20 protein-coding genes and 1 pseudogene are annotated in these 21209 nt (G+C 60.1%); 8 read left to right on the forward strand and 13 right to left on the reverse strand.

The window, feature by feature from the left end:
* Positions 1–610 (reverse strand): IS6 family transposase (locus GCT13_RS39965; RefSeq protein ID WP_152767425.1); only part of this gene is annotated, 610 nt, incomplete at its 3' end.
* A gap of 226 nt (positions 611–836) precedes the next feature.
* Positions 837–1310, reverse strand: coding sequence for an Lrp/AsnC family transcriptional regulator (locus tag GCT13_RS39970; RefSeq protein WP_321574930.1), 474 nt, complete (start codon positions 1308–1310; stop codon positions 837–839).
* A 260-nt stretch (positions 1311–1570) separates the two neighbouring features.
* Between GCT13_RS39970 and hppD the strand changes: the two genes are divergently transcribed.
* From hppD to GCT13_RS39985, 3 genes are all read left to right on the forward strand, one after another.
* On the forward strand, positions 1571–2644 hold the full coding sequence (gene hppD / locus GCT13_RS39975; protein WP_152767426.1) for a 4-hydroxyphenylpyruvate dioxygenase: 1074 nt from the start codon (positions 1571–1573) through the stop codon (positions 2642–2644).
* Positions 2645–2819: 175 nt separating this feature from the next.
* A complete protein-coding gene (locus GCT13_RS39980) occupies positions 2820–4202 on the forward strand; it encodes an amino acid permease (RefSeq protein ID WP_321574931.1) in 1383 nt (460 codons plus the stop codon).
* A 136-nt stretch (positions 4203–4338) separates the two neighbouring features.
* Positions 4339–5544: an amino acid aminotransferase gene (locus tag GCT13_RS39985; RefSeq protein WP_152767427.1), complete on the forward strand. Its 1206-nt coding sequence runs from the start codon at positions 4339–4341 to the stop codon at positions 5542–5544.
* A gap of 168 nt (positions 5545–5712) precedes the next feature.
* On the opposite strand, the gene GCT13_RS39990 is transcribed toward GCT13_RS39985, so the two are convergent.
* The 3 genes and pseudogenes from GCT13_RS39990 to GCT13_RS40000 all read right to left on the reverse strand — a co-directional run.
* Positions 5713–6036: a DUF4148 domain-containing protein gene (locus GCT13_RS39990; RefSeq protein WP_152767428.1), complete on the reverse strand. Its 324-nt coding sequence runs from the start codon at positions 6034–6036 to the stop codon at positions 5713–5715.
* 348 nt (positions 6037–6384) lie between these two features.
* Positions 6385–7686, reverse strand: coding sequence for an IS110 family RNA-guided transposase (locus GCT13_RS39995; protein WP_321574932.1), 1302 nt, complete (start codon positions 7684–7686; stop codon positions 6385–6387).
* Between the two features lie 343 nt (positions 7687–8029).
* Positions 8030–8257: pseudogene (locus tag GCT13_RS40000) on the reverse strand (IS110 family transposase); the annotation flags it as partial.
* A 272-nt stretch (positions 8258–8529) separates the two neighbouring features.
* Between GCT13_RS40000 and GCT13_RS40005 the strand changes: the two are divergent.
* Positions 8530–8883, forward strand: coding sequence for a hypothetical protein (locus GCT13_RS40005; protein WP_152767429.1), 354 nt, complete (start codon positions 8530–8532; stop codon positions 8881–8883).
* Positions 8884–9570: 687 nt separating this feature from the next.
* On the opposite strand, the gene GCT13_RS40010 is transcribed toward GCT13_RS40005, so the two are convergent.
* From GCT13_RS40010 to acs, 3 genes are all read right to left on the reverse strand, one after another.
* On the reverse strand, positions 9571–10278 hold the full coding sequence (locus GCT13_RS40010; protein ID WP_152767430.1) for a pyridoxal phosphate-dependent decarboxylase family protein: 708 nt from the start codon (positions 10276–10278) through the stop codon (positions 9571–9573).
* Between the two features lie 422 nt (positions 10279–10700).
* A complete protein-coding gene (locus GCT13_RS40015; protein ID WP_152767431.1) occupies positions 10701–10910 on the reverse strand; it encodes a twin transmembrane helix small protein in 210 nt (69 codons plus the stop codon).
* 181 nt (positions 10911–11091) lie between these two features.
* Positions 11092–13152: an acetate--CoA ligase gene (acs, locus tag GCT13_RS40020; protein ID WP_152767432.1), complete on the reverse strand. Its 2061-nt coding sequence runs from the start codon at positions 13150–13152 to the stop codon at positions 11092–11094.
* A gap of 431 nt (positions 13153–13583) precedes the next feature.
* Here acs and GCT13_RS40025 point away from each other — a divergent pair, with 431 nt between their 5' ends.
* Positions 13584–14006: an ACT domain-containing protein gene (locus GCT13_RS40025; RefSeq protein WP_152767433.1), complete on the forward strand. Its 423-nt coding sequence runs from the start codon at positions 13584–13586 to the stop codon at positions 14004–14006.
* Positions 14007–14186: 180 nt separating this feature from the next.
* Here the strand turns inward: GCT13_RS40025 and GCT13_RS40030 are convergent, their stop codons facing one another.
* The 5 genes from GCT13_RS40030 to GCT13_RS40050 all read right to left on the reverse strand — a co-directional run bounded on the left by GCT13_RS40030 (position 14187) and on the right by GCT13_RS40050 (position 18276).
* Complete coding sequence (locus tag GCT13_RS40030; RefSeq protein ID WP_152767434.1) at positions 14187–14531, reverse strand: c-type cytochrome; 345 nt, start codon at positions 14529–14531, stop codon at positions 14187–14189.
* Positions 14532–14541: 10 nt separating this feature from the next.
* Positions 14542–15774 carry a molybdopterin-dependent oxidoreductase gene (locus GCT13_RS40035; protein WP_152767435.1) on the reverse strand — a complete coding sequence of 411 codons (1233 nt, stop codon included), beginning with the start codon at positions 15772–15774 and terminating at the stop codon, positions 14542–14544.
* A gap of 526 nt (positions 15775–16300) precedes the next feature.
* Positions 16301–16726 carry an Imm50 family immunity protein gene (locus GCT13_RS40040; RefSeq protein WP_152767436.1) on the reverse strand — a complete coding sequence of 142 codons (426 nt, stop codon included), beginning with the start codon at positions 16724–16726 and terminating at the stop codon, positions 16301–16303.
* Between the two features lie 100 nt (positions 16727–16826).
* Complete coding sequence (locus GCT13_RS40045; protein WP_152767437.1) at positions 16827–17234, reverse strand: hypothetical protein; 408 nt, start codon at positions 17232–17234, stop codon at positions 16827–16829.
* A gap of 613 nt (positions 17235–17847) precedes the next feature.
* Positions 17848–18276 carry a hypothetical protein gene (locus GCT13_RS40050; protein ID WP_152767438.1) on the reverse strand — a complete coding sequence of 143 codons (429 nt, stop codon included), beginning with the start codon at positions 18274–18276 and terminating at the stop codon, positions 17848–17850.
* Between the two features lie 755 nt (positions 18277–19031).
* Here GCT13_RS40050 and GCT13_RS40055 point away from each other — a divergent pair.
* The 3 genes from GCT13_RS40055 to GCT13_RS40065 all read left to right on the forward strand — a co-directional run bounded on the left by GCT13_RS40055 (position 19032) and on the right by GCT13_RS40065 (position 20977).
* On the forward strand, positions 19032–19742 hold the full coding sequence (locus tag GCT13_RS40055; RefSeq protein WP_152767439.1) for an SDR family NAD(P)-dependent oxidoreductase: 711 nt from the start codon (positions 19032–19034) through the stop codon (positions 19740–19742).
* A gap of 206 nt (positions 19743–19948) precedes the next feature.
* A complete protein-coding gene (locus GCT13_RS40060) occupies positions 19949–20365 on the forward strand; it encodes an organic hydroperoxide resistance protein (protein ID WP_152767440.1) in 417 nt (138 codons plus the stop codon).
* Between the two features lie 78 nt (positions 20366–20443).
* The gene (locus GCT13_RS40065; protein WP_152767441.1) at positions 20444–20977 is read left to right on the forward strand and encodes a tautomerase family protein; all 534 of its coding nucleotides are present in this window, start codon (positions 20444–20446) and stop codon (positions 20975–20977) included.
* Positions 20978–21209: the final 232 nt, after the last annotated feature.

Below are 21209 nucleotides of genomic sequence, written 5' to 3' on the forward strand. Positions count from 1 at the left end.
CTGAAATCGTCGTCGCGGCGCTTCTGAACCGTTTGAAGCCGAGCATCACATTCGTTCTGGATTTGATATGGCGATGGTCCTGCTCGATCAGGTTGTTCAGGTATTTCGAGGACCGGACCTTCGTGTCTTCAGGCAGCGAACCATCGACCATCATCTCGCGCACCGCGCGGTGCGAGGCAGCATAGCCATCGAGCGTGATGATCTCCGGCGACTGGCCCTGATGCCTGATCGCCTTGCTGAAAAAGGCTTTGGCCGCGCCCACGTCGCGCCTCGCCCTGAGCATGAAGTCCACCGTCTGACCAGCCCGATCGACCGCCCGGTATAGGTAGACCCACCTGCCACGAATCGTCAGGCAGGTCTCATCGACACGCCACGAGCGACCCGCAGGGGTAGCAAAGCGGTTCCAGCGTTTGACGAACTCGGGCGTATAACGCCTCACCCAGCGCAGGATCGTCGTGTGAGCCAGCGACAAACCCCGTTCGGCCATCATCTCGGCCAGATCGCGTAGGCTGAGCTTGTACCGCAGGTACCAGCGCACACACAGAACGATGATCTCCCGATCAAAATGGCGTCCACCGAACAACTCATCCAGACTCTTCAGCTTGCTCATCGCGGGTTATCAGTTCGTTTTGCTACGACAACTCTAACTGATCGCCAACCCTATTTGCACCAGAGCCGTCGCCGGCTATCTTTGGTCAAAGACCCGCGCGCTGCGTCGGCAGGCGCACGTGTTTAGCGACGACGAACGGACCGTCGACATGGAGACCGTCCACAAGGACTCACCAGACGACGATTCCGCGAAACGCTGATGATCGATTACGTGCGCGAAGCGGGCTCTAGGTCGCGAGTGGAACCGCGCCGGTGCACTTGAGTTCGTCGAGACAAACGCTGGATTTGACTCCACTCACGCCAGGAATGCGCATCAACGTATCGAGCAGGAATTCCGACAGCGCTTTCAGGTCGCGTGCCACCACCTTCAGCATGTAGTCGATATCGCCCGTGACGGCGAAGCACTCCTGGATCTCCGTGAGTTCCGCGACCATGCCCTTGAACTTCGCCAGGTCGCGGACATGGCCACGCTCCATCGTCACCTGGATGAAGGCTACCACGCCGAAGCCGAGTGCCTGTGCGTCGAGGCGGGTCTCGTAGCACCGGATCACCCCGAGTTCCTCGAGCCGCCGATGGCGCCTCAGCGTCTGCGCCGGCGACAAGCTGATTGCCTCCGCCAGTTCGAGATTGGAGATGCGCCCCCGGGTCTGCAGGATCCCCAGTAAGCGCATGTCGATACGGTCAATCTCAAGCGTCTGCACTTTTCTTTCTCACGTAACTGGTGGGAGGAAATTTTAATGGGCAAATTAGGGTTTGTCTGCGTCCGTTAGGAAATCCTATTGCGTCGAAGGGAAATTACACTGATTCCCGAAATTGCTGCGGTGCACGCGCATACGGCGCGCCGTCCGGCAGTCGCGGCACGCCCACTTGCGCAGCGACATCCGGCATACAACACCGCACCCGATATGCCGTGCATTGCACCTCAACGAATCATCCACTCTCCGACAAACGCGAAACGAACATGGCCGACCTGTTTGACAATCCGATGCAACTGATGGGCTTCGAATTCGTGGAGTTCGCCTCGCCCACGCCCAACGTGCTCGAACCTTTGTTCGAGCAGATGGGCTTCACACTGGTGGCGCGTCACCGATCGAAGGACGTGCTGCTGTACCGCCAGGGCGAAATCAACTTCATCGTCAACCGCGAGCCGAACAGCGAAGCCGCGTACTTCGCCGCCGAGCACGGTCCGAGCGCATGCGGGATGGCGTTTCGCGTGAAGGACTCGCACAAGGCGTACGCACGCGCATTGACGCTGGGTGCCCAGCCGATCGAGATCGCCACCGGTCCGATGGAGTTGCGCCTGCCCGCGATCAAAGGCATTGGCGGTGCGCCGCTTTACCTGATCGATCGCTTCGAAGACGGCAAGTCGATCTATGACATCGATTTCGAGTTCATCGAAGGTGTCGAGCGCCGGCCCGTCGGTCACGGCCTGCGCATCGTCGACCATCTCACGCACAACGTCTATCGTGGCCGCATGACGTACTGGGCGAACTACTACGAGAAGCTATTCAACTTTCGCGAATTGCGCTACTTCGATATCGAGGGCGAATACACGGGCCTGACGTCGAAGGCGATGACGGCGCCCGACGGCAAGATCCGCATCCCGCTGAATGAGGAGTCGGGCAAGGGCAGCGGCCAGATCGAGGAATTCCTGATGGCGTTCAACGGGGAAGGCATTCAGCACATCGCGTTCCTCACGGACGATCTGATCCGAATCATCGACAACCTGCAAATGGCAGGCGTGCCGCTGATGACGGGACCGAACAACTATTACTACGAGGCACTCGAGAGGCGCCTGCCGGGTCACGGCCAGCCCGTTGGCGAACTGCAGTCGCGAGGCATCCTCCTTGACGGCACCACCGCCGACGGCACGCCGCGGCTGTTGCTGCAGATCTTTTCAAAACCCCTCCTTGGCCCGGTGTTCTTCGAATTCATCCAGCGCAAGGGCGACGAAGGCTTCGGCGAAGGCAACTTCAAGGCGCTGTTCGAGTCACTCGAACGCGACCAGATCGAACGGGGCACGCTCAAGGTCTGACGTGCCCGCAACCCGGCTCATGGGCCGGTTCAACAATACAGATCCCAGCAGGATACGGCGCCGGCGTCACAAGCGCCGGCCGTGACGCCTTCGCACATCTCGCTTGCCTCACCAGGGCAGGCGAACCGCGAGGCGTGGCGTCCGGAACCAACCGCAGGACACAGGAGAAGACACCGTGGCAGACAAAGGGCAGGGCACGCTCAAACGCGGCCTGAAGAATCGTCACATTCAACTGATCGCGCTCGGGGGCGCGATAGGAACGGGGCTGTTTCTCGGCATCGCCCAGACCATCAAATCGGCAGGACCGTCGGTACTGCTCGGTTATGCGATTGCTGGCATCGTCGCTTTTTTTATCATGCGGCAACTCGGGGAGATGGTGGTCGACGAGCCTGTCGCCGGCTCCTTCAGCTATTTCGCGGGCAAGTACTGCGGGCAATACGCGGGCTTCGTATCGGGCTGGAACTATTGGGTGCTCTACATTCTCGTGTCGATGGCGGAGTTGTCGGCAGTCGGCATCTACATGCAATACTGGTGGCCGGGTCTGCCGACATGGATCTCGGCGCTCGTGTGTTTCTGCGCGATCAATGCGATCAACCTCACGAGCGTGAAATCGTATGGCGAACTCGAATTCTGGTTCTCGATCGTCAAGGTCGCGGCGATCGTCGGCATGATCGGGTTCGGCGGCTATCTGCTCGTTTCGGGCAATGCCGGGCCTGAGGCGGGTGTGTCCAACCTCTGGCGTCATGGCGGCTTCTTCCCCAACGGCATCTCGGGACTCGTGATGGCGATGGCCGTCATCATGTTTTCGTTCGGCGGACTCGAGCTTGTCGGCATCACCGCCGCTGAGGCGGATGATCCGTCGCACACCATCCCGCGCGCGACCAACCAGGTGATCTACCGCATCCTGATCTTCTACGTCGGCGCACTCGGCGTGCTGCTCTCGCTGTATCCGTGGGAAAAAGTGGTCACCGGAGGCAGCCCGTTCGTGCTGATCTTCCACGCGATGAACAGCAACTTCGTGGCCAACGTACTCAATGCCGTGGTGCTCACGGCCGCGCTGTCGGTCTACAACAGCGGCGTGTACTGCAACAGCCGCATGCTCTACGGCCTCGCGGGCCAAGGCAACGCGCCGCGCGCGCTGCTCAAGGTCAACGCCCGCGGCATTCCGCTCGTGGCGCTCGGTGTCTCCGCACTCGCGACGGCCGCGTGCGTGGTGATCAACTACGTGATGCCGGGCAAGGCGTTCGAATTGCTGATGGGTCTCGTCGTGTCGGCGCTGATCATCAACTGGGCGATGATCAGCATCATTCATCTGCAATTCCGCCGCGCCAAGGCACGCGCAAGCGAAACGACCGTGTTCCGCAGCCTCGGCTATCCGCTCACCAACTATCTGTGCCTTGCATTTCTCGGTGGCATTCTGGTGGTGATGTGCCTGATTCCGGACCTGCACATTTCGGTTTATCTGATCCCCGTCTGGCTCGCTGTGCTGGGTATCGGCTACCGCCTGCGCAGCCGGCGCGCGGACGACCCGGTACCGCAAGGCGTGCCACTGCGCTAGGCACGCAATCGGCCGTGGGACGGCAAGAAAGGCTGTTCCACGTTCGAACTGCGTTGCGGCGAGCCGATCGCGCTCGTTGAATCTCGCGCGCTTGGATAATCTCTTTGCCATCTCTTTGCCATTCGCAGGAACTGCCATGTTCGAACACATCGATGCCTATCCCGGCGACCCGATCCTCACGCTGAATGAGAACTTCGCGAAGGACCCGCGCGACAACAAGGTCAATCTGAGCATCGGCATCTATTACGACGAGGACGGCCGTTTGCCCGTCATGCGAGCCGTGCACGAGGCCGAAACGCAACTGCTCGCGGAACCCGGCCCAAAGCCGTACCTGCCGATGGCGGGTTTTGCGCAGTATCGCGACGCCGTGCAGTCGCTGGTATTCGGCGACGACTCGCCGGCGCGCGCCGACGGACGCATCGCGACTGTGCAGACGTTGGGCGGCTCGGGGGCGCTCAAGGTCGGCGCGGATTTCATCAAGCGCTACTTCCCGGGCTCACAGGTCTGGGTGAGCGATCCGACGTGGGAAAACCATCGCTTCATTTTCGAGCGCGCCGGCTTCAACGTCAGCACGTATCCGTATTACGACGAAAACAGCGGCGGACTGCAATTCGAAGCGATGCTCTCGGCCATCGATGCGCTGCCCGCGCGCAGTGTCGTGCTGTTGCACGCGTGCTGCCACAATCCGACCGGCGTGGACCTGAGCGAGTTGCAATGGGTGACGTTGATCGAGGTGCTCAAGAAGCGCGAACTGCTGCCTTTCATCGACATGGCCTATCAGGGTTTCGGCGCGAGCATCGATGCCGACGCATTCGCGATTCGCGAACTCGCACGCCAGAACGTGCCCGCGTTCGTCGCCAACTCGTTCTCGAAGAACTTCTCGCTGTACGGCGAGCGCTGCGGTGGTCTGTCGGTCATCTGCGAGTCGCGGGACGTCGCAGGACGTGTGTTGGGGCAGTTGACGAGCGCTGTGCGCGCGAACTACAGCAACCCGCCGACGCACGGCGCGAAGATCATTGCCCGGGTGCTCACGACACCCACGCTGCGGCAGTCGTGGGAAGACGAACTCGCGACCATGTGCGCGCGCATCGTCCGCATGCGCGCCGGAATGCATGATCGTTTGCGCGGCAACGTGCCGGACGCGCTCCTCGCGCGATATCTGGAGCAGCGCGGGATGTTCACTTACACGGGATTGTCGGCGGAGCAGGTCGACCTGCTGCGCGAGCGGCACGGCGTCTACCTGATCCGGTCTGGCCGCATGTGCGTGGCGGCGCTGAACGAGAAAAACGCTGGCGCGGCCGCGCAGGCGATTTCGAAGATCTTTTCGCGGGCGACGAACTGAGATTCGATTGGGCGGCGGTTCATTGCGATACCGCCCGTCCTTGCAGTGTCATGTAAGCGCGTCAGTGACATGCGCGCATTGGATCACATGGTCTGACGCGATTGCGTTCCCGGAATGGTATCTGCGCGTCGCCAGGCAAGCCGGGCCACGCGCGGATACGCAGGGCGGCTATTGGCCGCCGAAGTAGAGTTGCTTGATCTCGTCCAAAGAGGCGGGTTGCGCGGTTGCGCGCGAACCCGCTGCCGATGAACCGGGCGTCACGCCACCGTAGGCGGTTGCTCCGCCTTGCATCCATACGCGCGCCTCGGCCGCCTGGATGTCTGCTGGATAATTCGGGTCTTCGCCTTTGGCGGGGTCATAGCCTGCCTGTTCGAGCTGCTGCAGCTCGGCGCGAACCTGTGCGCGCGTCGGCGCCGCATCGTTTTGCGAGAACGCGGCGAGCGGCAAGGAAAGCGCCGACGCAGCGGCAACTGCAATCGCGAATGATTTCATGATGGATGACCCCTCCTCGTGGATGACAGGGTGCCTCGTTACGGATGCAAGACCGTGTAACTGGCCATCGAAGTCTAGACAGGCAAACCTTCAACTTCGATACGAATGGGTACCGCCCGCGCAAGATCGCTATGTTTGGGTATCACACGAGCATCGTCGCGAAGGACAGGCAGTGTCAGACGAACTGTCCGCAGAGAAAAGACGATCGGGGAAGCAGAAAATCGCAAAGCGCTCGCAGACGCGGCTACGCGTCAATGGAAAAGCGTCGCTCACCGTCGGCCATTTTCAGGAATGGCTTCATTAGACGGTGTTAGATGTCTCAAGAAACCGTGCAGAAAGGGTTCGTTTTCATGGAGTCTGCGCGTTCGGTTGGAGCTGGAATCCGAGTGCGGAAGCACGTCGCCTGAGGGCAGCGATGCTGCGTTGTCGCTGCTGTTCCTCATAGCGTTGCTGTCCCTGATCAAGAAAGGTTTCGCCGCGCGTGAGCATGAAGTAGACCATGCGGGCGAGCTTGTGGGCCACGGCGGTGTTGGCGCGCGGCTTGTCCATGCGGGCGCATAGCCGGCGGTAGAAGGCGCCGAGGGCTGAGTCGCTGCGTGAGAGGCTCATGGCTGCCATTTTGAGTGCCTGCCGGGCACGGTTGGCGGAGGGGCGCGTGCCGGAAGACAGCGTCTTGCCGCCGCTAATCTTCGTGGCGGGACATAGGCGCAGCCACGAACAGAAGTGTTTGACGCTCGCAAAGCGGCTCAGGTCCGGGCCGATCTCGGAGAGGATCGTCATCACGGTTGCGACGGATAGGCCGTTGATGCGCGTGAGGTCTACACCCGCCCAACGCGCGGGCGCGGCACGCGCGTCGAACCGGGGGTGTTTTTCTGGCGCTTCTTGTCGGGGCCGGTCAGCTGGACGTGGTGCCGGGCGAGCGGGACGAGTAACGCCTCGGTCTTCGCATCGCATTCGAGGATGCGCTGGGCGAGGCTGTCGAACATCGCCAGCGCCCGCGCGAGCACGAACAGGTGCTCCTCGCGCCAGTTGCCGGTCAGCGCCTTGACGAGATTGTGGCGGAAACGGGCAAGCACTTTCGGGTCGCGTTCGCCCGCGACGATGGCGCGGATGATCGCCTGGCCGGTCGCGCCCATGACATCGGAGAGTACCTCGGTGAGCTGAAGGTTCATCTGCGCCCAGGGCCTTCTGCATACGCTGTATCCAGCTGCCCTGTTCGGTGAGCAGCAGTTCACGCTGCCGCACTACCGCGCGTATCACGCAGACTTCGCCGGCAGGGCGCCAGGCCGCGCGCAGCAGTCCGAGACTCATGAGCTTCTGCAGCCACTGGCAGTCCTGTACGTCGCTCTTGCTGCCGGGGACATACTTCATTTGGCGCGCATCAACGAGCCAGACTGTCAGGCCGCGCTGCTCGAGGACCTCGTATACGGGTATCCAGTAGATTCCGGTGGATTCGAGTGCCACCGTGTCGACCCCACACGCAAGCAGCCAGTCGGCCATCGCGTTCAGGTCACCGGTCATCGTGCCGAACTCTCGCACCGGCTGGTCGTCAGCGGTTCGTGGAACTGCTACCCAGTGGCTCGACGCGCCCACATCGATGCCGGCGGCGTTTGGATACACCTCATCATCTTCCCGCTTGCGCATGGCCATGGCGTGCTCCGGCGTGGTTGGTTCAGGGCAGCGCAAGGGGGAAGCGTCTGAATCGACTCGATCTCTCAAACGGGATGCAGCTTGCGCCGCTCACCAATGTCACCGACGATTCCCGGACCATGCTATGTGCCGGGCTCGTCACGCGGCGTCCGGTGACGTCGCATGCGGGCACCAGTGATCTTCCGGTCAACGGGGCGCTGCCGCCTGTGTTATAGCGCATCATGGGTTTCTTGCGGAACACTGGGGACGATTGGCGGCCTTGCGAAGCTATGTAGCAGGAAGGTCGGCGAGCCGATCCGTAAAATCGGCTTGTCAACGCTTGCTCAAAGGAGAGCATCATGCCCGCACGCAGGTTGATGACGAGCCTGATCGCATCCAGCCGGTCCGTCTTGGCGCGCCGCTTCTGGCGTTCAATGGGGATGCTCACGGGATTGACGACATAACATTCGATCCCGCGAGCCCGCAAGGCACGATAGATCCAGAACGCGTCCTGGCCCGCCTCGTAGCTTACGACGATCCGTACTCCGGCTGGCAACGCCCATTTCTGCCGGTGCTGTTCAATCAGCGACAGCGAGCGGGCCTCAGACGGGCGAATCGAGCGCAAACGGCAAGGCGGAAACAGCCGCTCGTGCGTTGTCGGATTGTCTTGCGAAATCTACCAGGGTAGCTGGGTTTCACGCAATGATTCGAGCTAGTCTGGTCGGGCGGCTGCGCTAGGCTGGTCGGGCGGCTGCAATTGCACGGCTCGGGCGGCGTCTTGAAGTGGTCTGCTTCAATAATTCCTGCATCTGCACCGGTCAGCGCGGGCAAGCGCCTTGTCATGCCGTTCCGCCACGCGCGTCAATGGCTCCCGATGACGGAAACTGTGCCAAAGAGGGGACTCCATTTCTACGCCTGAAATATCAATTCAGCGAGATTGTGGCGCAATATGAGTGTGCTGCAACCGTCGTCGAAGGTGGAGGCAGGCGTGGCAAACTTCCCTCGGCTCGAGCTGTTGTGCCGGTTATTCCTCGGTCTATTTGTCGGCTTTTCCTGCGTAACTACCGCCCTTTTCTCGCGTTACATCATATCGGCGGACCAGCCGCCGCAAGTCACCGTCGTGCGGTCGAAAAGCGCATCGCGAGCCTTGCCGGGAAGCGCTCCCGCAGTCCCACCTTCAACTGCTTCGCAACACCAATCGACAACGTCTTCGCGTGATACTCAGGAAATGACACTCATCGCGTCGTCGACCTCCACTATCGTCACGTTCATCGCGGCCGCCGTGACCAACTTCCTGAGCTGGTGGAAGTACAGGGCGAGGGCGAGCAGATCAAAGCGGGACGCGTCGCGCTAGTTCCTCGAACGGCCAAGCTGCGACTCGATACGCACGACGTCAGCTGCGCACCGGCAGCCTGTGCATGTTCGACTCGTGGCCCGGACAGATGCGTTACGTGTACGGCGACCCGGATCGCATGCGACAGCAGTACTTCGGCCAGTTCGAACTGATCGACCATCGCATAGCGCATTGAAGTGGGTGGCGCTATGGGCTTTCTCGATGTTCTGCGCCGCTCGACCGATCGTGATGATCTCGCTACGGTCCGTTGCTGTTGACCGGTTTGAGCGCGCGGAGCACACCAGTCCAATCGTGGCCAGAAGCCATGCAGCGAAGGCGATCCGATCGTTGATCCGGGCCACGCCACGACCCTCGCGAAGGCGATGGATCGAAGCTCCCGTAACAGGATTGACCCGGATTCATGCAACTGCATCAGGTCTAATGCCAGCCGATGCGCACTCCGACCCTCTCCTGCCGTTGGCGGAGGTCGAAGGGCTGTCAGCTATAACTCCGACACCAGACGATCGACCGCCCCCTAGGTCCCAGCGGCGTCTCTTATGGAACGCCAAGCATCAACGATCGCATCTGCCGCCCGAAAAACATCTGTGCTTGTCGTCGGCCAAGAAATGATTGAAACGCGCATTGCCCACAAGCCTTTCCAAGCCGCCCCGGACACAAAGCAGACACGGTCTGTCTGAACACGACTGATAACGGCCTTCAAATGCTTCGGAAGATGTTGGTGATCCAAACTGCACGACAAACTGGTTCAGCTCGACTTCGTTCAGCACGTAGATTCCGGGTTCTTCAGTCAGACGTTGCGACATGGCCTGTGCAAGTTGGCAATGGCATTCGATCATATCGGCGATGCCCTGCCGGCCGAGCGCGGAATTGATTGCCCAAGTCACAAACCCGCGAACACAGCGCGAAAGCTCCGGAACATAGTTACGCGGGTCATGTACGCCTTGCTCCGACGCGGTGAGATAGCTCGCCTCAATTCTCATCGCCTGTCGATGTGCTTCCGCGTTCCGGACAAATGCGTATCGGGTGTAATATGGTCTCTGCAACCTCTTGTGCTCAACGGGGGCCCACGAATCGGCCTTCTCGATTCCGTTTGCCAAGTGAGCCTTTGCCGGACACGCCCTTGCCCAAAGACCGACGGCCCCGTCCACGTGAAGCCATCCCTGCCGTTCGTGAGTGATATCCGCAATTGCGTCGACGGGATCAAAAGCGCCTGTGTTGATCTGGCCAGCCTGCGCGACGACGAGCAACGGCCCGGTCATGTCAGCAAGCGCCGCACGCGATTTATCGACGAGAATCCGACGGTACGATCGGTTGAGATGCGGACTGTGTTGCCCTCGCCAAATCCGAGATGCCGAAGTGCTGCGAGTACAGATATCTGCGTGTCCTGACCCGCGTACACATCTATCCTTGGCACACCAAACATCCCGTCGACCTCAACATCCCAGCCAATCTTTCGCAATAGCTCGTTGCGAGCCGCGGCGAGACACACGAAGTGTGACATCGTGGCATCCGTCGCGAAGCCCGCCGAGTTTCCGGCGGCAGTCGCGGAAGTTCACTTAAAACGGAATTTCCAACTCTGCGCAAAGCAGACGCGAGCGCTCTCGGCATCCTATGCGAGTTTTCCGCCGGATCCGCCACCCGACTTCAGGTTTAGCCACTGGTAACTGGTTGCTGCTGGCTGCTAGCGGTCAAACGGGATTCCGGTCGGGTGGATCCAGCCGATCCAGTTCGCAACGAGGATCGAGAGGAAAAGCGTAATCGACAGACCGACACGCGTCGCCAGCGACCAGACCATCCGTTGCGTCTTACCCCGATCGCGCATCATGAAATACAGTGCCGAGATCATGCTCGCGATAATCAGAATAAATGCGATTGGGACAAGAACGTTCATGAACGGCCTCTGATCAGACTTGAGCGGCGGCCGATGCCTGAGCCGCAAGATAGCGCATCATCGTAAGCGCTGCGCATCAGCATGCGCCGTGACGTGATGCCAGTGCCCATCAACGTGCAAGCTACCCCGGCGAGCTGGATTTGCCCGGACACATGCGGTCGTGTGCGCCAGCCCTGCCAGCCTACCGGACAAGTTGCGTGATACGGTCCACGACTTCCGGATTGGCCAGCGTGGACACGTCTCCGGGATCCTGGCCATTGGAGATGGCGGCCAGTACTCGCCGCATGATCTTGCCGGACCGGGTCTTGGGCATGTCGGGAACAATGACAACCCGATGGGGCTTCGCGATCGCGCCGATCCTGGAAACGACGGTGTCCGAGACCTGTCGTGCAATCTCGGGCGTCGACTCTACGCCCGGCTTGAGCGAAACATAGAGTTCGGGGACCTTGCCCTTGATCTCGTCGGCGACCGGCACGACCGCCGCCTCGACGACGTCCGGCACGAGCAGCGCAGCCGACTCGATTTCCTTGGTGCCGAGACGGTGGCCCGCGACGTTGACCACGTCGTCGATGCGTCCAAGGATGCGAAAGTAGCCGTCCGCCGCCTCAAGGGCACCATCTCCCGCCATGTACGGCCAGTCGCGCCAGTCCTTGCTTTCCGGGTTCTTGCAGTAACGGGAATAGTATGTATTCACGTAGCGCTCCGGCGCCTTCCAGATGGTCTGGAAAGCACCGGGCCAGGGATTGCGGATGCAGATGTTGCCCGCTTTTCCGGAACCGCGCGCAAGCTCCTGGCCGTTGTCGTCGTAAATAACCGGGTGAATGCCAGGAATCGCCGGACCGGTGCTGCCGGGCTTCATCTTGTGCAGTGCGGGCACTGTGCTGCACAGGAAACCGCCCGTTTCCGTTTGCCACCAGGTATCGACAATGACCGCCTCGCCCTTGCCGACAGACTGGTGATACCACTTCCAGACTTCGGGCTCGATCGGTTCGCCCACGGTCGTCATGTGCTTGAAGCGGTAGTTGTACTTCGCCGGCTCGTCCGGTCCGCTGCGCCGCAGCGCACGGATCGCCGTCGGCGACGTATGGAATATGTTGACGCCGAGGTCTTCGGCAATTCGCCAGGGGCGCCCGGCGTCGGGGTAGACCGGCACACCTTCGTACACGACCGTTGAGGCCGCGAGCGCAAGCGGGCCGTAGACGATGTACGAATGGCCTGTGATCCAGCCGATGTCTGCCATGCACCAGTACACGTCTTCGGGATGGATGTCCTGGATGTATTTCGATGTCCAGGCGACGTAGGCGAGGTAGCCGCCGGTCGCGTGCTGGCAGCCCTTGGGACGCCCGGTGGTGCCGCTCGAATACATGAGGAAAAGCGGTGCCTCCGCCGGCATCTGCACGGGCTCGACGCGCTTGCCGTGGAACTCCTTGAGGGTGTCGTTGACGATGACGTCTCGTCCTTCCACGAGCTTCGTCGGGCTCGAGTACCTGCCCGGGTAGCGCTGCCAAATCAGGATCTTCTCGGCGCGCTGGCCCTTGGCGGCGGCCTCGGCATATGCGGTGTCGGCCTTCTCCTTGTGATCGAGCAGCTTGCCAGACCGATAGTAGGCATCCATCGTGATCAACAGCCGGCTTTCGGAGTCGAGAATGCGGTCCGCACAGGCCGCACCGCTGAAGCCGCTGAACACCTGAGAGTGGATCACCCCAAGCCGGGCGCAGGCAAGCATCGAGATCGGCAGTTCGGCCACCATCGGCATATGCAGGGTGACGCGGTCGCCTGTCTTCAGGCCGCAGAAATCGCGCAGCAGCGCGGCGAATTCGTTGACGCGGATAAAGAGTTCCTGATAGGTGACGTGCTGCACCCGTTCGTCTTCGGGCTCGGGCACGAAGTGGATCGCCGTCTTGTTCCTGTACCGGGTCAGATGGCGATCCACGCAGTTATGGCAGGCGTTGATCCTGCCGCCGACGAACCAGCGCCAGAACGGGGGATTGCTGGCGTCGAACATCGTCTCCCAGTACCTGTACCAGTCGAGCAGATCCGCGAACTCCTTGAAGCACTCGGGAAACCGGTCGAGGGAAAAGCGTTCGAAGACACCCGGGTCCGCCAGATTGGCCTGGGCAACGAATGAGGGCGGCGGCAGGAAGTAGTCCTCCTCCGGCCAGTGCACGGCGATCTGCGCCTCGGAGACGTCAGCCGTCTGTTGCTCCGTGATAGCGTGGCGCGATGACTTGTTGCGAGACATGACGGCTCCTCCTTGATCTGGGGCCCTTCCAGGGCACGACACCTCTCGCCTTGCCCGCGTCGCACGACACGATCTTGTACTCTTCTGTCGCGATTCGGCGTAGCGGCTGAGACGTCAGATTGCATAAACCCATTTAAGCCCAGTCCGGCGGTGTTACCAAGCCTAACGAGGGTCGGGTCGACAGCCAGGGCGGACCGTCGTCAACCTGCCTTGTGACTGTGAGATGCGGCCCCGCAGCGCTTTGGTCACTTCAATCGGTGTCTCCCATCGTCCGCAGAGGCGGCGCACCCAAATGCGCGACCCGCTCTCACGCGCAGGTGCGGTCAATCGACGGGACGCAACATACGCGTGTCGATCACGCCAGCCTTGCCCACCGGCCACTCGTGAAGTAGATTTTTTAATCGGGATGCAAAAAACTGGAGGAATTTGCCATGGAACTGCTCGTGGAACGTGTCGATGTCTGGGCAGCCACCATCGAGGACAGGCCGGGCGGGCTTGCACGCGTATTAGGCGCCTTGCGGGATGCCGGCGCGGACCTGCAGTTCGTTGTCGCACGTCGCACGCCGGAATCACCGGGCAACGGGGTCGTATTTGTTGCACCGCTGCAGGGGGACAAGGAGATCCGTGCCGCCACACAGGTCGGGTTCAACGTCACACCGAGTCTTCACTCCGTCCGTGTGATGGGACTGGATCAACTGGGGATCGTCGCTGAATTGACCCAGAAGCTGGCAGACGGAGGGATCAACCTCCGCGGTGTTTCTGCCGCTGTACTCGGCTCACAGTTCATTGCCTATCTCGCCGTCGACTCTCTGGACGATGCCAATCAGGCGATGGACATTCTGCAGAGGGCCTGAATACCGCGGCGGGGGCTCTGTCGAGTTTGTGGGGAGGCGGCGGTAAAACGAAATCATGAAGAAAACGAAATCACTTTATCGTGGCCACCGCTTGCCCACCAACCGTTCGTCATCGAAGTGGCTGTGCGGTCGGGGGCTACCGTAATGGTTGGCTGTGATTTCGTCACGCTTGCGGCGCCGCTACGGCGTTCCGTTGATCCTCGTCAGATATCGTGCGATGTCCTCGACCTGTTCCGGAGGCAACGGCGCGCCATAAACCGCGCGCATCTTTAGGACTTCGGCCTTCCAGGATTCGAACGAAAGCGGCGGCTGGCGTGTCACCATGTCCACGGAGTGGCATATCACGCACTGTTGATCGGCCAGGTTGGACCCCGGCCCGGGTGGAAAAGTCGATATGCCGTTTGGCAGCGAAACGTCGACCGTTTGCGTAGCGGCTTTTGTCGCGGGCTTGTTGGGGCCAGCCGCGAACGACGTGCCGATCCCCGTTGCGGCCAACAAGGCCAGAACGATCGATCTCACTCTCATCGCTCTCTCCTCATGCTGCGACAACCGTTACCGATTCGACCAGATTGCGCATATAGCCGCCGGGATTCCAGTTCGGCTCGTCCGGCTGTGCCTCGCCCTTGTCATTGATCGCTTTCACCTTCAGCACGTGTTGCCCGGCATTCCGAGGCATGAAACGCGCCTCCCAGCGGCGGAAACTGAACTTGCCGAAGTCGCGGCCGACGCTAGCCGTTGACCACGACGCTCCGCCATTCGAGGAAAAGAGCACCTTGCTTACGCCCGTATCGCCGCCGAAAGCGATGCCGCGCACCGTTTGCGTTGCGCCCACATCGATCACCGAGCCGTCGCTGACGTTGGTGAAGAACGATCTCGGCACCATGCGGTTGATCGCGATCGTCTTCACGCCCGTCTGTTCCGGGGATACGTTCGCGTGCGGCGTATCCGGGATCTGGTACGCCTTCGCCATCCAGAAGTTCTGATCGGGTGTGTCGATGACCTCGATGTCGTTCAACATCTTCACCCAGTACGTCGAATACCAACCCGGAACGACGAGCCGCAACGGGAAACCGTTCAAAAGCGGTAGCGGCTGCCCATTCATGGCGAACGCGACCATGACTTCGCCGTCGCGCGCATGATCGACGCCCAGCGCCTTGATGAAGTCGGGTGTGGCGGCAATCACCCCTTTATCAAGGCCTCTGTAGCGAACCTGCACGGCCCCGGCCTTCACGCCCGCACGATCGAGAATGTCCCTGAGGCGTACGCCGGTCCACAACGCATTGCCCATCGCGCCGTTACCCCATTCCCCACCAGCGACGCGCGGCTTGAAGAATCCCCGCGAGTTGCCAGCGCATTGGTTCACGGCGGCGAACTCGACGTGCTCAAATCCTTTCCTGATGTCATCGAGTCCGAGATCCAGTTCACGGGCGACCGATCCATGAACCGTCAGCCGGAACGTCCGGGCGTCGACACGCGTGGGAATGCTCGCGAGGTGCCAGCGCACGAAAAAGCGATCGTTTGGTGTGAACACTCCTTGATCGAAGACGGAAAACGGTGTCTCGAGCAACGGCGGCCGGCTGCGTAAGAGCACCATCTCGCCCTTTTGCGGGAAGTCGGTCGTCAGTTCCCTTAAGCCGTTTTCGAACGGAAGGGTGATCGCGTTGGCGGCGCGCACGAGATTCGTCCAACCGCCTGCCACGCCAACGACACCGCTTGCCATCAGCGAATGAAGCACGTGGCGGCGCTTGAGGCCGCATTGGTCGTTCATCTTGGTCTCCCCTGGAGCGGCAATTCCATGACGATTGCTTCGCAACGCTGTATGTGAGGTAGTAACGAATATATGCAGCCGGTTAGAGGCTCTCTATCGGGAATACCCGGAAGAAATCCGCGATTGTGCGCGGCGGGAGCCCGCTCCTTACCACGGCTAGCCTTTTCGGCGTGAGCTGCGGTGCCGAAAGTACACCGCAGCATCTGCCCAGGAATCGGCCATAGCTGACCTTCAGGTCTCGTCCGTCAGGCGGCTACGAGTCGCTTTGCCGCCATTCGCACTTCGTCGGCGGCCAACATCAGCGTTCACTGCAAGCGAATGTGTACTTGCGACCCGAAGCGGACGGTGACGCTCGCGCGAAGCGTTCATTCACCATCAGAGGCAGGGCAGTAAGACTATTAGAGATCTGGCACCAGCCGATTAAAAAATCGCGGATTCGTGCTTAATCCGGCTCGGCCTTGCTGTTCCCCAGCGGAGTCCACCTCTCACCTTCTGGGGCTCAGCTACCCACACCACAGTCGAAGTATCAGCGCTGATGCCGGTGCTGCTGCAAACTTCGGCGCGCAGGCCAACCTCGTTCGGGCAGGTATGGTTCAACACGCGCAACACGCGCAACGGCGCAATCAAGCAGGAGGGAAAAGCCCGAAGACGGCTCCAGATCGACCAGAATTCGCCCATCGTCACGCCCCGAAAAACTCAGATGGGAGATCCATGAAGGATGGCTTACGTTCTCGGTGGTGAACTCGGTTCCTTCCACGTCCTCAAGCACAAACGCCAGCTTGCAATGTACATCGTCGCCCTGCCATTCCGGATTGGATTGCCCCCAGTAATGAAGGTCAAGTTCGATGTCCGTCTGCCATTTCCCACCAGATGCGTGTCGACGCAGCGATACAGAAAGCAGTTCGGCGTCTGGAAGTTGGGCCAGTAACCGAAGATGCGGTGGATCAGCCAAGCATCCGTTACCACGTTCTTGTCGTTTTTTACCTCGTGACCTGGCTCCACCATATCATCGCCCCCCCACCAAAAATGAGCTGACTGGACACGCTCCCGATTTACTTTGAGATCAGCGTGTCGCCCTTGAAAACGCGATAGGGCGTTGATTCGAGGTCCAAACGCCCGGGCATTGGTAGCCCGTTACCGCAATAGTCAATCTCAACATAACTCAAATGACCCGAATCATCGGTGAACAGAAGAATTTCGAGCGATCGCGGCTCTCCGGGTACGCTGAGGTCTCGAAAATCTGCTTCAAATACCAGACCGTAACCGTGTCCGTTCATCGATATTCTTGGCAGGCAGTCTGGTGCCGCGATTGATAGAGCAAAACTGTTGCACCCGCATTCGCAGAGTTCCGTGATTTCAGCATTCGCGAATTGCGCCGCGAGCGCATCTCGATTCGGAAAATGGCAGCGTTCGAGGATGAACGCAATCCAATGAGCTGCGCGGTTCAGGTCATTTCGCATCTTATGCCCAGATGAGTCCCGGTCCCATCAGTCCGCCATTGCGTCGATTGTCGGCGATCTACGCATTGATGTCCAACGGCCGCTTCTTGGCCGATCTGGGCCGACGGCGAACGCATCAAACCGACCCCTATGCGCAGATCGTGCAATCGCACGTCGTTGATTCTGTACTGACGCGGCTTCTCGCGTGTTCGATCGGCGAGGACACGGACATAGTTTCTGCTCCAAATTGAAATGGTCGCGTTCGTTTGACTGTTCTGCCACGTCATTGCTGAGTCGGGACCGACCTTGCAAAAAGAGATAGTGCGTACACGTCCCGAACCTCGCGATAGGCGAAAGCTTCACTACGCGCACCACCAGTACCTAGACTCGCTCCCGACGGCACCGCTGACGCGCGATAACTATGAAAAGTCGACTATGGCCCGAAGCCTCACCGAATCGAGCGTGGCGCCGTCAATCTCAGGATAAATGCACATTAGTTGCGACCTGCGCATAGGGGTCGTCTATGTAAACCTCTGCATAGCGATCCGTTTCTGCCCTTCGACGACCTTGTAAGCGGCCATTCGATCGGCTCACGACTGGAGCCTTTGTTGACTAGTTTGGTTCTCGAAAACTTCTACAAACCGATATACATAACGAATCCCTTCGTCCACACGATGTTGCCCCCTTGATCCACTTTCCAATAGACTTGTGCGGAAACATCGTAGGGCAGGAGGCCCACTCCTTTCCTGAAAAAGCCAGCAATATGGATCGACCCATCTGTGTTACAGACACCGTTAATGTGGAATCCGTCTTTCACGAGGGTACTTTCGAGTTTCTGACCATCCGATCCGGGAGGGAAATCGGTATTCAGTCGGGCGTCAAGCTCCGGCGAAATTGCAAGTGCTCCCGAGGTCGGCGGGCATGCGCCCCAGTAACCACCGTGCGCCGTGACGTTTCGCAATAAGGCAGGCAGTTCGTTAGGTGCCTGTGCGTAAGCACTATTCATCAAACCAAGCGTAAGGGGCGCGGCAATTGAAATGAGTGATCTAAGACTGGATCGCATCTTCGTACTCCTCCCTCACGGCAATGACTTTGATTTGTTCCACGCTTGTTTGTTGAATGTCGTGCGGCTTTCCACATTGATTGTCGGCGATCTTGGCACTAGTGTCGATCGGCCGGTATTGGCCGAAAGCACGGGTTCCGCGAACGCTCTACAGAGGCGACGTTCGAGTCTCAACGACAACTTTCCGGCGACGTCGATGACCGCGTACTCCCAGCCACAACCTGCCACTCAGCGAGCGGCGAAAACCTGCCGTTGGAGCGACGGCATTACTCCGGAATCTGACGCACGGGCTACGCGCACAACTTGGCCAATCCAGACGTACAGCTGTTGGCGTTGTGGACGCAGCTTCAGGCTGCATTAACGACATTTTCATGCCCACCAGATTCAGCAGCCATTAGAGGCGTGCCCGGGGTCAGCGACAAAGCACTTCAGCGCGGCGGCGTGTTGATAATCAGGGTCGACGGATCTCGATGTTCTCGGCGGACGACAGCATGTTCGCCACATGTCCGATGCCGAAGGTGCCTGGCATAAGCGCGAGTGGCCACACGCACAACTGAATTCCGGTTGAAGACCATCTGGACACATCCACCTCGCATTCGGACACGCTTGAAGTGCACAGACAGCGTTTGTTCCTGGCGATCACAACTGTTTGTCCACCGCGGGTGTACGCAAGCGGATCGAGGAAGCCTAGATTGACGACCTAACGGCGCTGTCGATTCCCGACGGCAAATGCCACCAACGTCTTGAGGTCAATCATGAGCAACTCGCAAAAGGTCGTTATCGTCACCGGCGCATCGCAAGGTATCGGTGCGGAACTCGTCAAAGCTTTCCGTGAGCGCGACTATCGCGTCGTCGCAATCGCGCGTTCGATCAAACCGTCCGACGATCCGAACATCGTGACAGTCGCCGGTGACATCGGCGATCGCGAAGTGGCGAAGCGTGCCGTCTCCGAAGCCGTCGAACGCTTCGGCCGCGTCGATACGCTGATCAACAACGCGGGCATCTTCATCGCGAAGCCGTTCACGCAATACACGGCTGAAGACTATGCCGCCGTGCTGAACGTCAACGTCAATGGCTTCTTCCATATCACGCAGCTTGCAATCGCCGAGATGGAGAAGAACGAAAGCGGCCATGTGTTGCAGATCACAACGAGTCTCGTCGATCATGCAGTTTCCGGCGTGCCGTCGGTGCTTGCATCGCTGACGAAGGGCGGGCTGAATGCGGCCACCAGGTCACTCGCTATCGAATACGCGAAGACGGGGATCCGCGCGAACGCTGTCTCGCCGGGCGCTATCAAGTCGCCGATGCACGCGCCAGAAACGCATGAGGCGCTGGGCGCGCTGCATCCCGTCGGCCATATGGGCGAGATGAGCGACATCGTCAACGCCGTGCTGTATCTCGACTCCGCACCGTTCGTCACGGGCGAGATCCTGCACGTGGACGGAGGCCAGAGCGCTGGCCACTGATAGGCGTGCGACATCTGTTCTGAGACTCGATGTGACGGCGCGCGGCCCGGTGTTGCATTCGCTGGATCGGGCGCACCGCAGCAGTGTAGCGCACTGTACCTGCAGCGCAGGTTGGTACCCGAGATTACAAAACCGCCGCTTTCCGACACAAGCGGGGTACATCCGCGCACTTTAATACTTCCATTGATCAACTGGAGCAAACCATCATGACTCGAATCGAAAACCTGCTGTACACAGGCAAGATCCATACGACGGGTGGCCGCGAAGGGGCCGCGCGCAGTTCGGACGACCGCCTCGACATCAAGCTTTCGCGACCGGGTTCGGCAGGCGCCGGGACGAATCCCGAGCAACTGTTCGGCGCCGGCTGGTCGGCATGCTTTATTGGCGCAATGGGTGGGGCCGCGCGCGCCTTGAACGTCACGCTGCCGGCCGACACGAGTGTTGATGCCGAAATTGATTTCGGGACCACTGACGGCGCCTACTTCCTCGGAGCGCGTTTGAACGTGAGCCTTCCCGGCTTGCCGCGTGACGTCGCCCAGTCGCTCGTGGACCGGGCACATCAGACCTGTCCGTATTCCAAGGCTACGCGCGGCAACATCGATGTCGTGATCGCGCTTATTTAAGCGGAATGCGTGCCTAAACGAGTAGCGGAACTTTCTTGCGAACCGCTAGGCGAAAACACCTTATGAAGGAGCAACACCATGCCAATGATCGACGCACTGTGGCCGGAAGACGCCTTGACCGGTGAGGCGGAAGCCCATCTGATCAAAGAATTGACCGACATTCTGATCAAAGCGGAAGGGTACGATCCGGCGAATCCGATTGCACAGAGCGTATCTGTTCTCAATCTGCATCGACCTGCTGCAGTATTTGTCGGCGGGGAACGCTCGAAAGCAGTGCGCTACCGGATCATTCCGTCAGCGCCTGAGGGGCAATACACCGACGAGTCGCGAAGAGCGCTGGTTAAGGCAATCACGGAAGCGGTGGCCCGCGCCGAGAACCGACCGTTCGATGAGGTCGCATCGCGCGTCTGGGCCTTCCCGACCGAGATTCCCGACGGTACCTGGGGCAGTCGTGGCGCCATCTATACGCTCCCCGACATTCACGCTTTGCTTGCTGGTGAGACCGAACGTAGCGCCGGCGCGGAGCGACTCGCGCGCAGACGGCGCGAAAAGGCACGGATGACGCTCGAGGCCACTGTCGATGTATTCCAACGGGCGAGCGATAACGCTTAGCGCGATCTCACAGGTCGACGGGCCCGCTGATCTGGCCGGGTGATGACTGCCAGATAGACGAGGCCTGTCACTACCCATATGAACTTGAAGGAAAGCGGCTCGATCGAGTTCGAGCGTCGGGCTTTCCAAAGCGGCCTTTGGGCCGCACCCGTGCTGACCGGCCCGATTGGGTCGACTACCATCGAACGTATCGGGCACAGGTCGGCCAGAAACGGGCATTCGCTTAGATCTA

This window comes from Paraburkholderia franconis (genome assembly GCF_009362735.1).
Classification (GTDB): Bacteria; Pseudomonadota; Gammaproteobacteria; order Burkholderiales; family Burkholderiaceae; genus Paraburkholderia; species Paraburkholderia franconis.

Coding starts and splice junctions, on each gene's coding strand:
- GCT13_RS40050 (WP_152767438.1), bottom strand. CDS start 18,276: ATGCGATCCAGTCTTAGATCACTCATTTCAATTGCCGCGCCCCTTACG.
- GCT13_RS40045 (WP_152767437.1), bottom strand. CDS start 17,234: ATGCGAAATGACCTGAACCGCGCAGCTCATTGGATTGCGTTCATCCTC.
- GCT13_RS40015 (WP_152767431.1), bottom strand. CDS start 10,910: ATGAACGTTCTTGTCCCAATCGCATTTATTCTGATTATCGCGAGCATG.
- GCT13_RS39985 (WP_152767427.1), top strand. CDS start 4,339: ATGTTCGAACACATCGATGCCTATCCCGGCGACCCGATCCTCACGCTG.
- GCT13_RS40055 (WP_152767439.1), top strand. CDS start 19,032: ATGAGCAACTCGCAAAAGGTCGTTATCGTCACCGGCGCATCGCAAGGT.
- GCT13_RS40025 (WP_152767433.1), top strand. CDS start 13,584: ATGGAACTGCTCGTGGAACGTGTCGATGTCTGGGCAGCCACCATCGAG.
- GCT13_RS40010 (WP_152767430.1), bottom strand. CDS start 10,278: ATGACCGGGCCGTTGCTCGTCGTCGCGCAGGCTGGCCAGATCAACACA.
- GCT13_RS40035 (WP_152767435.1), bottom strand. CDS start 15,774: ATGAACGACCAATGCGGCCTCAAGCGCCGCCACGTGCTTCATTCGCTG.
- acs (WP_152767432.1), bottom strand. CDS start 13,152: ATGTCTCGCAACAAGTCATCGCGCCACGCTATCACGGAGCAACAGACG.
- GCT13_RS40030 (WP_152767434.1), bottom strand. CDS start 14,531: ATGAGAGTGAGATCGATCGTTCTGGCCTTGTTGGCCGCAACGGGGATC.
- GCT13_RS39995 (WP_321574932.1), bottom strand. CDS start 7,686: ATGGCCATGCGCAAGCGGGAAGATGATGAGGTGTATCCAAACGCCGCC.
- GCT13_RS39990 (WP_152767428.1), bottom strand. CDS start 6,036: ATGAAATCATTCGCGATTGCAGTTGCCGCTGCGTCGGCGCTTTCCTTG.
- GCT13_RS40005 (WP_152767429.1), top strand. CDS start 8,530: ATGGCTCCCGATGACGGAAACTGTGCCAAAGAGGGGACTCCATTTCTA.
- GCT13_RS40060 (WP_152767440.1), top strand. CDS start 19,949: ATGACTCGAATCGAAAACCTGCTGTACACAGGCAAGATCCATACGACG.
- hppD (WP_152767426.1), top strand. CDS start 1,571: ATGGCCGACCTGTTTGACAATCCGATGCAACTGATGGGCTTCGAATTC.
- GCT13_RS40065 (WP_152767441.1), top strand. CDS start 20,444: ATGCCAATGATCGACGCACTGTGGCCGGAAGACGCCTTGACCGGTGAG.